This is a genomic window from Sporosarcina sp. SAFN-015 (assembly GCF_059415085.1).
The window spans coordinates 370,743-383,707 of sequence record NZ_JBPFDR010000004.1 but is presented as its reverse complement, the minus strand read 5'-3'; the positions used below and the strand labels follow the sequence as shown (position 1 = coordinate 383,707).

Annotated in this window: 11 protein-coding genes; 7 read left to right on the top strand and 4 right to left on the bottom strand. The window is 46.2% G+C overall.

The window, feature by feature from the left end:
- Positions 1 to 6: 6 nt before the first annotated feature.
- Positions 7 to 987, bottom strand: coding sequence for a thermonuclease family protein (locus tag ACR65H_RS09925; protein ID WP_440500038.1), 981 nt, complete (start codon positions 985 to 987; stop codon positions 7 to 9).
- Between the two features lie 210 nt (positions 988 to 1,197).
- Positions 1,198 to 2,124, bottom strand: coding sequence for a YflT domain-containing protein (locus tag ACR65H_RS09920; protein WP_440500037.1), 927 nt, complete (start codon positions 2,122 to 2,124; stop codon positions 1,198 to 1,200).
- 422 nt (positions 2,125 to 2,546) lie between these two features.
- On the opposite strand from ACR65H_RS09920, the gene ACR65H_RS09915 reads away from it, so the two are divergent.
- Both ACR65H_RS09915 and ACR65H_RS09910 read left to right on the top strand, forming a co-directional pair.
- Positions 2,547 to 6,377, top strand: a complete 3,831-nt coding sequence (locus ACR65H_RS09915; RefSeq protein WP_440500036.1) for a DEAD/DEAH box helicase — start codon at positions 2,547 to 2,549, stop codon at positions 6,375 to 6,377.
- 29 nt (positions 6,378 to 6,406) lie between these two features.
- On the top strand, positions 6,407 to 7,144 hold the full coding sequence (locus ACR65H_RS09910; protein WP_440500035.1) for a hypothetical protein: 738 nt from the start codon (positions 6,407 to 6,409) through the stop codon (positions 7,142 to 7,144).
- Positions 7,145 to 7,186: 42 nt separating this feature from the next.
- On the opposite strand, the gene ACR65H_RS09905 is transcribed toward ACR65H_RS09910, so the two are convergent.
- A complete protein-coding gene (locus tag ACR65H_RS09905; RefSeq protein ID WP_440500034.1) occupies positions 7,187 to 7,609 on the bottom strand; it encodes a general stress protein in 423 nt (140 codons plus the stop codon).
- A 153-nt stretch (positions 7,610 to 7,762) separates the two neighbouring features.
- On the opposite strand from ACR65H_RS09905, the gene ACR65H_RS09900 reads away from it, so the two are divergent.
- From ACR65H_RS09900 to ACR65H_RS09890, 3 genes are all read left to right on the top strand, one after another.
- Positions 7,763 to 8,500 (top strand): hypothetical protein, encoded by a 738-nt coding sequence (locus ACR65H_RS09900; RefSeq protein ID WP_440500032.1) that lies wholly within the window; start codon positions 7,763 to 7,765, stop codon positions 8,498 to 8,500.
- 225 nt (positions 8,501 to 8,725) lie between these two features.
- Positions 8,726 to 8,947 carry a hypothetical protein gene (locus ACR65H_RS09895; protein ID WP_440500031.1) on the top strand — a complete coding sequence of 74 codons (222 nt, stop codon included), beginning with the start codon at positions 8,726 to 8,728 and terminating at the stop codon, positions 8,945 to 8,947.
- 65 nt (positions 8,948 to 9,012) lie between these two features.
- Positions 9,013 to 9,210 (top strand): hypothetical protein, encoded by a 198-nt coding sequence (locus ACR65H_RS09890; protein ID WP_440500029.1) that lies wholly within the window; start codon positions 9,013 to 9,015, stop codon positions 9,208 to 9,210.
- 167 nt (positions 9,211 to 9,377) lie between these two features.
- Here ACR65H_RS09890 and ACR65H_RS09885 read toward each other — a convergent pair whose 3' ends face one another.
- Positions 9,378 to 10,439: a YsnF/AvaK domain-containing protein gene (locus ACR65H_RS09885; RefSeq protein WP_440500028.1), complete on the bottom strand. Its 1,062-nt coding sequence runs from the start codon at positions 10,437 to 10,439 to the stop codon at positions 9,378 to 9,380.
- A 140-nt stretch (positions 10,440 to 10,579) separates the two neighbouring features.
- Between ACR65H_RS09885 and ACR65H_RS09880 the strand changes: the two genes are divergently transcribed.
- Both ACR65H_RS09880 and ACR65H_RS09875 read left to right on the top strand, forming a co-directional pair.
- Entirely contained in the window at positions 10,580 to 11,599 is a 1,020-nt protein-coding gene (locus ACR65H_RS09880) for a C40 family peptidase (protein ID WP_440500026.1), read from the top strand.
- 428 nt (positions 11,600 to 12,027) lie between these two features.
- Positions 12,028 to 12,948 carry a patatin-like phospholipase family protein gene (locus ACR65H_RS09875; RefSeq protein WP_440500025.1) on the top strand — a complete coding sequence of 307 codons (921 nt, stop codon included), beginning with the start codon at positions 12,028 to 12,030 and terminating at the stop codon, positions 12,946 to 12,948.
- Positions 12,949 to 12,965 lie beyond the last annotated feature (17 nt).

Genomic DNA, 12,965 nt, shown 5'->3' with positions numbered 1-12,965 from the left:
CATTCATTATTTTTCACACGCATATCCGTCTTTGTCGCGGTCCATTTTAGCCTGGTAGGCTGCATGGCCTTCGGGAACACCGCTCGGATATTTCTTTCGCAGCTCCGTACAGTTTTGGAACCATTCCTGACTGGATGCAACATTCGTGCTCGGTGTCGATGCAGGTTTGCTAACGGTTGAATTCGGCGCGTTAGATGTAGTTGTCGTTTTGCCGGAATTTTTGGCAGGAACCACATCACTATCGAATCCTGAATCGGTCGCATAATCTTCGATCGACCAGATGCCTAGCCCTTTTTTCTTCGCCGCTTTCTGTGCTTCCTCGAAAGGCGTCAAATGACGGGTATTTGGCGGGTACACGTATGCAACGCGTGCTAACCCTTCCGCAAGCAATGTCTTTTGAACGCTTTTCCCATCGACGTAAACGTAAGCGAGCAATCGATCGTACTTATCAATTCGTTCACCGATATCAAATTCGAGAGTGAGCGCTCCGCTATTGACCAATTGCCGATTTCGCTCTTTCGCCTCTTCGCCGAAAGGCTGCTTGCCGAGGCGCGGATGATTCGTTTCAGGCGTATCAATCAATAAATAGCGAACGTTAATCTCCTGACCGTTATACAATACTTTGATCGTATCGCCATCGATCGTCTTCACCAACTTGACAGGAACTTGCGCCGTCGTACCGGACGTTTCGGTTTTCTTCGCCGGAGCCGGTTTTACAGTGGATGCTGGTTTCTTTACAATGGCCGCAGGAGTATTCTCCGCAGTGTCTTCTTTTTCCGATATTGAACTGTCTTCCTTAGGTGCTTTCTCTTCAGACGTTTCTTTTTCAACTTGCTCAGTAGAAGCTTTTTCATTCAGCTCTTCATCGTCATTTGGCGCTACGCATCCCCCGAGAACAAGTATTCCAACGAGTAATAAACCGATAAATATTTGTAACAAGCCTTTCAAATTTCCATCCTCCACAACTTGAAGACACAAAGTCCCCATTAGTCATTTGTTATTTGTTATTTTTTTATAACTTAGTTTCGAATAAACCATTACTAAAATCACTCTAGTATTATAGCAGAAAAGTTTATAGAAGAGGATGATAGAAAGATTAAAGAAAAAGCATTACCGATTATGAGCGCATTTCGCCAGTTTATGATGACACAAAAAAGACCATACACCCGTTGTAAAAGTGCATGGTCGATTTCAAAATTAATCACGATTCCAATTTTTTGGCCGCAGCCATGTTTCGGCATCGGCCTCCATTTTATTGATATTCCGCAAGTCAATGACGATTTGCTTCTGTCGTCTGCCGACATCCTCTGAATAAATGTCCATCATCGGATTGAGGCCGTCTGAAGTATCATCGAAATCCGTCGTCTCTGCAATTGCGTCTTGGCGATCCATCTGGCTATCCATAAAATTGTGTGGATCGGGAAAGACGTCATGGCGTTGTTGTTCGACTTCATCTAACTCCCTGCTTCGACGGGAAGCACGTTCCTTGGAAGGTGTGCCGCGGATTTGCGAAGGAGAAGAAAGATTGGCCGGTTTCGGTTCATATTCTGATCTATCATATAAAGCTTCTGCGCCGGCCCTGCCGAAAAGCAAGTTTTCACGTGCTGCTGGGGAGTTGCCCTCATATCCATCCGTCAACACGCTATCCCGATACTCGTTTTTGGGCAAGCCATCCTCACCGATGCCGACTGGCGAATCATCCTCCCTATTCAAACGTTCAGCTTCCGAAACGGGATGATTGAACGGGTTCGTTTCCGCCTTTTGCCGCTCCTCGTTAATTTCATATGCAGACTTTTCCGGTTCACCTTCCACATACAGCAGCCGTTTTCCTTGCTTGATCTCCGCCTCATATCGTCTTAAATCCGCTTCATCAAAACCGACTTCGACGAGCATGCTACGCACATGATTCTCTCCTGAAATATAGCCGATAAACCGATCGAGCCAATTCGAAGGGACAGATTGGATATCCTCGGACGTTCGGCGCCTGAGCAACTCGACATCTTCCTCGTTCCTCGAAATGACATACATATTTTCCGGATCAATCCCTTTTTCATCCAACTCCTCAATGGCGGCAAGCAGCGCCTCATCTGTATCGTACATCCCAACGAAGGTTTTTTTATTCATCAGTACTCACTCCTTATATCGTTTGGAAAACAGGAACAACCTACTTATGCAATACCCGAATCTTCAAAATGGGAAACGATTGCAACAAGTTCCACTTCCCGATTTTTAATGAAGTCGGACCCGATTTTGTTGTATGATAGAACGTATGGTTTTATTTTGATTCAGCGGAAATCCCTCTTTTATTGGTGTGGGATGAGTATAATTTATTTTGTTCCTATTGGAACCAGACTCCTGCTGAATCAAAATAAAGCCTCCGGCGGATGTCAGGGATTTTGTAGGGTGTTAAGGAAGGCAACCTAAGTTCGCCGCGTCCTGCGGCAACGGTTGCATGACCAACATCCTGTTGGCCTCAAGCGCAATTCAAAATCTCGACGCAATTACGCCAAGGCGAAATTGATTTAAGGAACGGAAAGGAGGATGTCATGATGAAGAAGAGCGAAGTGATGAGCTGCCGGCTCGATATGACACATCGGGCGCGCAAGGAAATCGGAAATTGGGCAATTGATGAAAATGAGCTCTTTTCGATGCAGGACAGCTTCACCGTCTACATTGAAAAACTTCCCGCAAAACAAGACAACATGACATTCTCCTTCTACTTCGGCCCGCAAGAAAATTCGCAGCTCGCCGATCACTTGAACGAACGGGTCGCTGTCATGGAATGCGTCTATAAAAACGAAGGTTTCCTCGCGACGAGCTTCAGAGTGAAAGGGCGTAAAGAGCCTGTACGGACGAATCGCCGACTTGGCGTCCGTTTGGCATTCGCAGTCAACCGGCGTACCGGCAGTCCAATGCCGATCCAGCTATATACGAGCCTTCGGGAGCTGCCGATCGCGCAAGAGCGTTCGGCATACGTGGAAAAACGGATTAAGAGCTGGGAAGGATATTTGCGGATTGAGGAAAAAAATGCGGACGTTGCGGATGTGACTGCCCATTTTTCACAACCAGTCGTCAATGAATCATTCAGTCAGCTGACGATCATATGCAGCGGGTTAGAAGCGAAAGATTGGGGCTCGATTACCGGTTTCAGTGCCAAGTTGAAAGGCTCAAGCGATGATCTCGGAACGGTCGTTGACGTAAATCGGGGAAAGCGGTCGGTTAAAATCGAGTTAAGTCGGAAACATCAAGCGAATGCTCGTCGCGGGTCTTTATTGCCAAATGGTATGCGAGAGATTGTTTTTAGTAATTTTGCCGAATTAAGCCAAATTCGAAGGCTACGAAAGGGATTCAAGGATCTTCAGGATGGCTTTGCGGCGAATGCTAATCTGGAGAAAGTGCTGTTCGAGGAACGGCCAGTCGTCCAAATTACGAATAAGCGGATAGAGCTCGATTTCCACCACCCGTTAAATGAGTTCCAGCGTGAAGCGGTCACTGGCGCGATGTCCGCGCATGATTTGTACGTCATACAAGGTCCTCCCGGAACAGGGAAAACGACGGTTATTTCAGAGCTATGCCACCAGCTTATGAAGGCTGGGCAACGGACGCTCGTCGCCTCGCAATCGAATTTGGCGGTGGACAATGCGCTCGGCAGGCTGCTATCCGATCCGGGTATCCGGATTTTGCGCTATGGACGGACAGAAAGCATTGAAGAGGAAGGAAAGCGGTTCATCGAGGAAAATGTCGCTTCTTACTGGCGGGACGAAACATTGGCTACGGTCAATGAACAGCGGGAGAAGCGTGCAGAACGGGAACAAGAAATCACTAATGAAATTGGACGTCTTGTGGAAGAAAAACAGCGTCTGTACGCAGAGCGGGAAGAAACGGAGCGGAGGATAGCTGAAAAGCACGCGGCAGAGAAGGAAAGTAAGGACGTCCATGAACAGGTGAACTCATTACAGCGTCTGCAGGCCGAACTTGAAGAGAAGCATAATTCAATCGAACGGCTAATGGAAGAAGTAAGCGATTCGCTGGCAACGCTGACGATTGAAAAAGATCGGCTGTATGAAGAAAAGGAAGCCGCTGCAATCAGTCCGGAAATGCATGAAGAAATGACTGAGGCAGAACTGGAATTAGGTGATTTCCGTAAAAAACTTCGTTATTTTCAGGCGGCTGAAGCGATTGAGTACGCGGAAATTGCTGTCCGTAGGCTGACGGAAGAATCTGCGATGCACAGATCGAAGGTGGGCTCCATGCCGCGATTCATCGAAGAACTTCCTGATGTCCGCAAGCTGCAAGAACTGGAAGCACTCTTCAAAGCGCACAACATGGAACCTTCTTTGCCTACAAGTCTTGAAATAAATACTCTTCGCCGTTTGCGCGTGGATATCCAAAACGGTGTCTATCCGTATGCGCTTCTCGAATGGAAGGAAGTGGCGGAGCGGCTGACGAATGGCATTACGCATGCGGAAGGGTTGCTTAAAAAGCATCATTATCCAGTCGAACAAGTTCGCAGCAAGCAAGATGAAAGATACAAAACGGCTGAAGAAATGCATGACATGCTTGATCAAATAGGCCGTTTCTTCGTGAAGCCTCAGACAAAGCAATTATTGGCAGCTCCAGCAAATGCTGAAAAAGCGGCTCTTTTGCATCGACTTGCCGATAATCTTGCCTATTTATACGGCAAGGCAGACGATGTGCGGAAAATCTCTGCGACGATCAAGGCGTCATCTGACAGAGAAGCAACGGGCAGATTCACTGCTTTGAAAAATGAGATTATGGACGAAATGAATGCTCAAGTCCGTGAAGTTGAAGCTGAGGTTATGGCCGCTGAACGGGCTATCGAAGAACATAAAGAACAGCTCCTTCAATTGAAGGAAGAATGTTCTGCACTCGCCGTGCATGTTGACGAGCATACGAACCGACAAGACGTTGAGAAGTCGATTGGTCATTTTGAAAAGACAATTGCCGATTTTGAAGAGCGGAAGGTGCTATTACGACGGATCGAGCAGGGGATTGAAAAGAATACGATCGAATCAAGTCAGTTTTCCGAACAGCTTGCGGCTTTACAGGAAGAGACTGCAGCCTTGCAGAACGATAAAGCTGAGTCGGAAGGGCAGATGAAAAGATGTAAAGAACAAATTCGCGCATTGCAGGAAATTATCGACTCTAAACCGGAAAAGCGGAAGAAGGAAGTAATCGAAGAAATCGATGAGAATTCCGCAAAAGCCGCTGAATTGCAGCGGGAGCTTGAACGGATGCCGGTCGCACGGATGTTGCAAGACGAGTGGAGCGAGATGCTTGCAGGGGCAGGGGAGTTTGATTTGGATGAAATCCGCAAGCTGTACGTAAAGCATGCGAATGTTATCGGGACGACTTGTGTTGCTTCCGCGCGACGTGATTTCATGGAGGATTACCCAGAATTCGACGTCGTCATTATCGATGAAGTGTCGAAAGCGACGCCGCCCGAGCTGCTGTTGCCGATGCTCAAAGGGAAGAAGATCGTTCTCGTCGGGGATCATCATCAGCTGCCGCCGCTCGTCGGACGAGAGACGATGGAGGAGTTCATTGAGGAAATCAAGGACGAAGCGGAAAAGGATGAACTGCGCGGCATGCTAAAAGAATCGCTGTTCGAGAGGCTATTTAGGACATTGCCGAAACAGAATAAAACGATGCTCGGCATTCAATATCGGATGCATGAGGAAATTATGGAGACGATTGCGCCATTTTATGTGGACGGTGAATACCGTCTGCAGTGCGGTCTGTCCGATTCGGATGCGGCACGGGATCATTTGCTGACGTCTAAGTATATTAAGCGAAATGATCATTTACTGTGGTTTGACATGCCGAATGAGCCTGCATTTTTCGAAGCGCAAGTGAAAGGTGGAACGAGTCTTTTCAATGAGGCGGAATTGGAAAAAGTCCGTGAGTTGCTGCTGGATATCGAAGAGGCGACCGACCTTGCAAAACGGGAAGGCAGGATGCACCCGGATGAGAAGAAAAGCGTCGGCGTCATTAGCTTCTACGGCGAGCAAGTGAAGAGGATCGATCGGCTTATCGAACAGGAAATCATGCCGAAACATTTGCATTGCCGGACGGGATCCGTTGATAAATTTCAAGGGATGGAAATGGATATCATCGTTTTAAGCTTCGTACGGAACCACCAGCAGCCAAGTGGAACAATCGGCTTCGCTGAAGACTACCGTCGTTTGAATGTCGCGTTGTCGCGCGCAAAGGAACTGCTGATTATCGTCGGCAGCTCGGAAATGTTCATGAACCGGCCCAAAAAATCGGCGACAAAAGCGATGTATACAAGGCTCGTGGAACAGGTGAAATTGCAAGGCGGATTCAAGGAGCCCGCCATTACAATGACTGATTGAACTTCATGAACGTTGAATGGGGTGGATGAATGGACGCATTGGAAAAACGGCTGCGCGATGAATTGCTGAGGGACCTGAATGTGAAATTGCTTGAAACGGTGAAGTGGTCATTGCCGATTCAGGTGATTGACGTCGAGTATGAAACAGTGAAGCGTACGAAAATGGATATTTTGATGAAGATGTTGTTAGTCGCTTTCCGCACTTCGCAGTTCGAGTCGGTTGATGAATTAAGTGACATGCTCGTCGTCGAACCGCTATTCATTCAGGATGTAATCGATCGGATGAACCGGGCCGGCATGATTACAAAGAGCGCCGGCGCCTTTACGTTGACGGAAACAGGAAAGCAGCAGCTTGAATCAGGCATTTACATTCAGCCGCCTGAGAAGGAGGAGTCGACGGTTTATTATAGCCCGTCGCATCATCTGTTTTTGCAAGGGGAGCCGACAGATGACGAAGGGGAAATGTATCGGCATGCTGCGGAACTCCGGAAGTTGAAGGATTTCAGTGATGATGAGTGGCGGAATGCACTCGATCAATTGGAAGTCGCTTACACGGACGGCAACGTGCAGCTTGTTGTCGAAGCAATAACGGCAGTCAAAGAGCTGGAACGAAAGTCAGCTTCCTGTATCGAATTTCGACTCCATCAAACCGTAGATGACCGACTGTATGTGCGCGTGTGGAACACGGTGACGGGCGAGTGGGACGAAACGCTTGAAAAGCAGATTATGGAGCAAGAGCTTTCGGAATGGCGAGAAACCTATCTATAAACAACACCCATGGAATCTATCGAGTTCCATGGGTATTGTTTGTCAACTATCAGAACTCGCCTCGACTTCATCCAACGGAATCGGTTTGTATCCGTCATATTGCCGTTCAACTGCAATTGGCTCTGCACTATGTTCTTTTTTCAACTTTCCATTCATGTAGAGCAGCAAAGCACCTTCCTGGACAGCGTCAAAATACCGTTTTGCTTCGTCGTTCGTGAAACCTGATTCTTTAAGGAGGCGGCGCACATTTTGTTCGCCAGCTAGAAACCCTATGAAATGATTAAATAGATTATATGGGGAATCCTCGCCTTCCTGCAGCGCATGGCTCCGCAGCTCATCGACCGCCAAATCGTCCTTCATGCCAATATATAAATCTTGTTCCTCCACACCTTCGTGCTTCAGCTCCATTATTTTAGACATTAATCGCTCTTGATTCGGAAAACTCCCGATAAACGTTTTATTCATCATTGTACCTCCTCTAACATCTTTGTCTTGGAAAATACCCTTGTTTCGTGAAAAGGAAACAACCAAGATTGCGGCCTTCCGTTAAAAACGTGAACAATAGGCGGTCCGGGCGACATAGTATAGGAGAAAGACTCGGTAGAGGAGCCAAGGGATTTGGAAATTTCGAAAGTGCATCAAAGTGAGAAGCCGAGCGGTTTTCCGGCGAATCAAGATCGGTTCGTCTGGAATCCGTATGTAGCGTTCATACAGGAGCAAAACGGGGTCAATGCGCAGCTGCTGGCGGCGATCGAGCGGTTGGAAATGCTTTGCAGCAAAATGTTGGATGTCGTTTCCCACCAGCAACATGTCCATCGGAACCGTTATATCCATTTGCGGGACAGGATTTGGGAAGTACATGAAAAGCTGAGAGCGGCATCCGACAGGCAGGACGCGATTCGAGACGAACTCGGTAAACAAGGGGAAGCCGTTTTTCGTTTGCGAAAAAGTTTCCAAAACCATCGGATGTCGATGCGTGAATTTACAATCCACCAATATGATGATTTGCATGACGTACTGGACATGCTTGATCGAATGAGCAGTCAACATGCAAAAATCGGCGAGTTGCAGGAGAAGGTGATCGACAAACTGGAAGCACATGATTTACAACGGAAGCGTGAAATGGAAGAAGTGGAGAAGTCTATCGAAAAAATCCTTCACGCAAAGAAAAGCATTGGCTTATTGCTTTCCACGTTGCCTCCAAAATATCCAATGCAACGAATCGTAGTCGAGGGCTTGACGGTCGACGTCGATCATTTGCTGAATGTAGATGAAAAGAAAGGAATTGCCTATTTTTCTTCCGCGACGGGCATTGTAACAGTGGCAATCGATAAGCTGGATGCAATTCATTGGTGAGGGTTATTGCTTTTCATTTCACAAAAAAGTTCAATTTGGGCGACAAGGAAAACGCCTTAAATTGAACTTTTTTTGTGCGAAACTATGTCCATTTGCCTTAATATCAAGAAAAAAACAAGGACAACCAAGCAGACGTCCTATATAAGATGAAATTGCAGTAATACAGTATAAGGACCCCTTGAAAGTCAAATGGGGTTTCTTTACTAGGAGGGGGGTGAACAAGCTATGAGCAACTTAACTAGCAATAGCAACAACGATCATATTTGCGCCTATTTATCGACATTGCCTAAAGGCAGCACGGCGATATCACAAATACAGGTCGATGATGTTTCTATTTTTGTGTCTACTTTTGTCAATCTTGACGAATTGGATAGTCTTGCTTATTTTAGCACTGGAACCTCAACAATCATCGTCGATTGTCGAAAGATATCTTTACTAATCTTCTAATTTAGGTAAATGGTGGACAAGCAACCCGGTTAAACTGTCCAGCCAATAAAAGGGGGTGTATAAAGATGATGAACAATCCCATTTGTAAACTGTTGGAGAACTTCACGATTACCCCGTTAATCCGGATTGTTGTGAGCGGTAACGAGCATTTTAATTTAACATTTACGAACATTGACAGTGAAAGGTCGTTAGCCTTTTTCGTGGATAATATAGGCAACCCTGTCGTCATAGACTGCAGTAAAATCTCACTCATCGAAATATGATGTTTCGAATGGGTAGCAACGGGCAGAGATAGCATCCAGCCTACTGAAAGTCCTCAAACCCTTCAATTATCATCAAACATAAAAGTGTCTCACCCCAAATCGGGCACTAAAAAACATAGAAAAGCCCGCAAAGCTAGGATCCAGCTTTGCGGGCTCGATTATTTATATTAAAATCGTTCGTCATCCCATTTTTTACGCATCGTAGGCTCATCAACGAATTCATCTTGCACGTCAACTTCACCGGATTGCTCGAAGCGAGCTTCTTCCCGTTTGACGGTTTCATTGACAGTTTCAGTATCTTCCACTTGCCGTTTTCCAACGACGATTTCTTCTGAAACATATGGTTTTTTCGTTACTTCAAGCCGCTCCTCGGTAATTGGTACTCGAATCGTTTCATCATCCTGCTGCATTTTAAATTCATTTACATCGGTTTCGTACTCATTTACAGGACGACGCTCGACGTAAACTTCTTCGCGCATGACAGGGACATCGAAGGATTGCTCTTCTTCGACTACATCTTTATGGAGAGTAACTTCTCCTCTTTCGACCTCTTCCTTGTCAACGCTAAGTCGCTCTTCACGCAGACGCATCTTTTCTTCCTGCATATTACGGTCGAATTGATCGGTTTCGTCAAAGCGGTTCTGCACCCCGTAATAGTTGTTTGGAGGCGTTTCATAATTAGACTCGTTGCGCAACGCTTCTCCGCCTACTCTTCCGTAGTTTTCGTCTATGCCTTCATACATATTGGAGTCTTGGAATGCTGCAGAAGAAGTGTTGCCATAGAGCGGTCGGTCTAATTCATTTTCTTCATACTCTGAAACGCGATTTCCGCCTAAGTTCGGATCGACATTTGCGTTATTGATGCCGAAGCTTCCATCAGTTCTCGTGTGAAGTCGATTCAGTTCGCCTTCATCAACATATAGCAGCTTCCCGCCATTTTGAATTTCAGTGTAATAATTGTCCATATCGCCATCCGCTACACCGGCTTCTTTCAGCATGCTGCGGACGTGGTTTTCACCAGTTAAGAAGTTCATGAAACGATCGAACCAAGATTCAGGTGTCGTTTGCACATCACCATACTTCATTCCTTGAAACATCGTTACATCTGAATCATCTTGCGCAATGACATAAATATTTTCACCATCGATGCCTTGATTTTTCAAGTCATCTATTTTTGTCATCAATTCCGAGTCGTTGTGATACATTCCGATAAATTTTTTATCATCCATGTAGAATCTCTCCTTCTCTTTGATTGATGGTACTGTCATATAAATACCCAATCTATCAAGTTGAAAACTTTTTCACTGAAAGACTCGCTATGCAATCAATTAAGAATATACTAAAATTGATAGAATAGGGGGAGAAAATCATGCAGAAAAAAATTGCAGTTTTTATACTAATATTTTGTTTGTTCATCACTATTCATCAAACAGCTGTCGCTGCGGAGCCTAAGGAGTCATTAGGAAAAGCTGAAACGGTACAATATGCGATCAGTGTTCCAGTAACTAACATATGGCGTGTGCCAAATAGGACGCGCAAAATCGACACTGTTTCAATTGCAGCAAAGCCAGATATGGCGAAATGGACAAAAAGCTTAACAGTGGCGGATAAAAATTGGCTCATTGGCCGGACTGACACGCAAGCTTTGTATGGAGACCGTGTGGAAGTGTTGAAGACGAGCGGAGACTGGCATTATATCGCAGTCGTCGACCAGTTTAATAAAGGCCAGGCGAAAGGCTATGAAGGATGGGTGCCGAAGTCGCATGTAAAATCGTATTCCCCGACAAATGGAGATGCAGGAATTGCGGTCGTTACGTCAAAAATTGCTTCGTTATACATTGAACCGAAACTCCATGACAAATATAAATTCATAGATATTAGTTATACGACAATCCTCCAAGTGGCAAAGGAGGAAAAGGACTGGCTTCAAGTACAGACGAAGACGGACGGCTTGAAATATGTTCGAAAGAGCGACGTGAAAGTATACGCAGATTTTAAATCCATTCCAAAACCGACGCAACAGGATCTTGTTGATAGTGCAAAGCAGTATATTGGTCTTCCTTATTTATGGGCAGGGGTATCTGCATATGGATTTGATTGCTCAGGGTTAATGTATTCAGTCTATAAAAATCACGGCATCCTCATTCCGCGCGATTCTTCAGTCCAAGCGACGAATGGACTGGCGGTGAAGCGAAAAGATTTACAGCCCGGCGATCTGCTATTTTTCGCTCATAATAAAGGAAAAGGGAAAGTGTATCACGTCGGGATGTATATCGGCGACGGCAAAATGGTCCACGCTCCTAATTCATCTAAGAAAGTTGAAATTATTAAGTTCGACATAGGCACGTATAAAACAAACTACGCCGGCGCGCGGAGATATTTGAAATGAAATGCAGATGAACGGCCCTTTCCTGAAGCGGAAAGGGCTCAGCCTGTTGACAAACGCTCGCATCCGTTGTTGCTCGTGTCGCTCGTCCGCTCATGAACTTTAGTTCTATTCGCGTCTTCGCTCCACTTCGCGCCTAGGCTGACAAGCGTTTTCAATCAGGCTGAGGGATATGGCTATTAATCGTATTTATCCCTAAAATTGCGCTCAAGAAAGCGATTCCGCGCTCAAGAAAGCAGTTTAGCGCTCAAGAAAGCAGTTTGGCGCTCAAGAAAGCAGTTCCCGCGCTCAAGAATGCGGTTCCGCGCCCAAGAAAGCAGTTCCCGCGCTCAAGAATGCTGCTCTGCGCTCAAAGAACACCAGATTTACCTTTCAAGTTCTACATTCTCTCGCGAATCATTATAGTGTAACAACGCCATGGGAGGGATGCTGTGTTAATTGATGGGGTGTTTGCAGGTGGCGGATTGAAGGGGTTTGCTTTGGTCGGTGCGTATCAAGCGTTGGAAGAGAAAGGTTATCAGTTTAAACGGGTGGCGGGAACGAGTGCAGGAGCGATTCTTGCTTGTTTCATCGCCGCAGGCTATTCCGGCAAGGAAATCGAGCAAATGATGCAGGAAGAGGATTTGCAATTATTGCTCGACCCGCGCCAGACGATCCTTCCAATACCATTCATGAAATGGCTGTTGCTCTATTGGCGCATGGGTCTATATCAAGGAAATGCTCTCGAGGACTGGTTTTTCGAAAAGCTGTCTGCGAAAGGGATTTACAATTTTGCCGATGTGCCGCCGGGATCGCTCAAGCTAGTGGCGTCTGATCTAACACACGGAAAGATGATCGTGCTGCCAGATGATCTAGTCCATTATGGCATTGAGCCAGGAATGTTTCCGGTAGCCCGCGCATTACGAATGAGCTGCAATATCCCGTTCTTTTTTGAACCTGTCCGCTTCAAGGCGCCGACAGGGGAAAAGATCGTCGTCGATGGAGGAGTGCTGAGCAATTTCCCGATGTGGATTTTCGATGATGCGGAAGGAAGACGGGAACGTCCTTTAATTGGCATGAAGCTGAGTCATCGGAAAGATGATATGGGCGGCAGAGATATTAAAAATGCGCTTAACTTGTTCGAGGCATTGTTTTCCACGATGAAAAACGCGCATGACGACAGGTATATTTCCCGGAAGCACGAAAAGGACATCATTTTCATCCCCGTTGAGCAATACAGCGCAACCCAGTTCAATATGGAAGATGAACAAAAGGATGCGCTCATGGCAATGGGGCATTCGCGCACGAATGAGTTTCTTCGGACATGGTCCCATTCAATGGAAGAAACCCGGAATTTCAGATTGATTATCTAAAGCAAAAACCGCCTGCA

Bases quoted from the DNA above. Each gene is read 5' to 3' on its own strand.
- ACR65H_RS09925 (WP_440500038.1), bottom strand. From the start codon at position 987: ATGGGGACTTTGTGTCTTCAAGTTGTGGAGGATGGAAATTTGAAAGGC.
- ACR65H_RS09920 (WP_440500037.1), bottom strand. From the start codon at position 2,124: ATGAATAAAAAAACCTTCGTTGGGATGTACGATACAGATGAGGCGCTG.
- ACR65H_RS09915 (WP_440500036.1), top strand. From the start codon at position 2,547: ATGATGAAGAAGAGCGAAGTGATGAGCTGCCGGCTCGATATGACACAT.
- ACR65H_RS09910 (WP_440500035.1), top strand. From the start codon at position 6,407: ATGGACGCATTGGAAAAACGGCTGCGCGATGAATTGCTGAGGGACCTG.
- ACR65H_RS09905 (WP_440500034.1), bottom strand. From the start codon at position 7,609: ATGAATAAAACGTTTATCGGGAGTTTTCCGAATCAAGAGCGATTAATG.
- ACR65H_RS09895 (WP_440500031.1), top strand. From the start codon at position 8,726: ATGAGCAACTTAACTAGCAATAGCAACAACGATCATATTTGCGCCTAT.
- ACR65H_RS09890 (WP_440500029.1), top strand. From the start codon at position 9,013: ATGATGAACAATCCCATTTGTAAACTGTTGGAGAACTTCACGATTACC.
- ACR65H_RS09885 (WP_440500028.1), bottom strand. From the start codon at position 10,439: ATGGATGATAAAAAATTTATCGGAATGTATCACAACGACTCGGAATTG.
- ACR65H_RS09880 (WP_440500026.1), top strand. From the start codon at position 10,580: ATGCAGAAAAAAATTGCAGTTTTTATACTAATATTTTGTTTGTTCATC.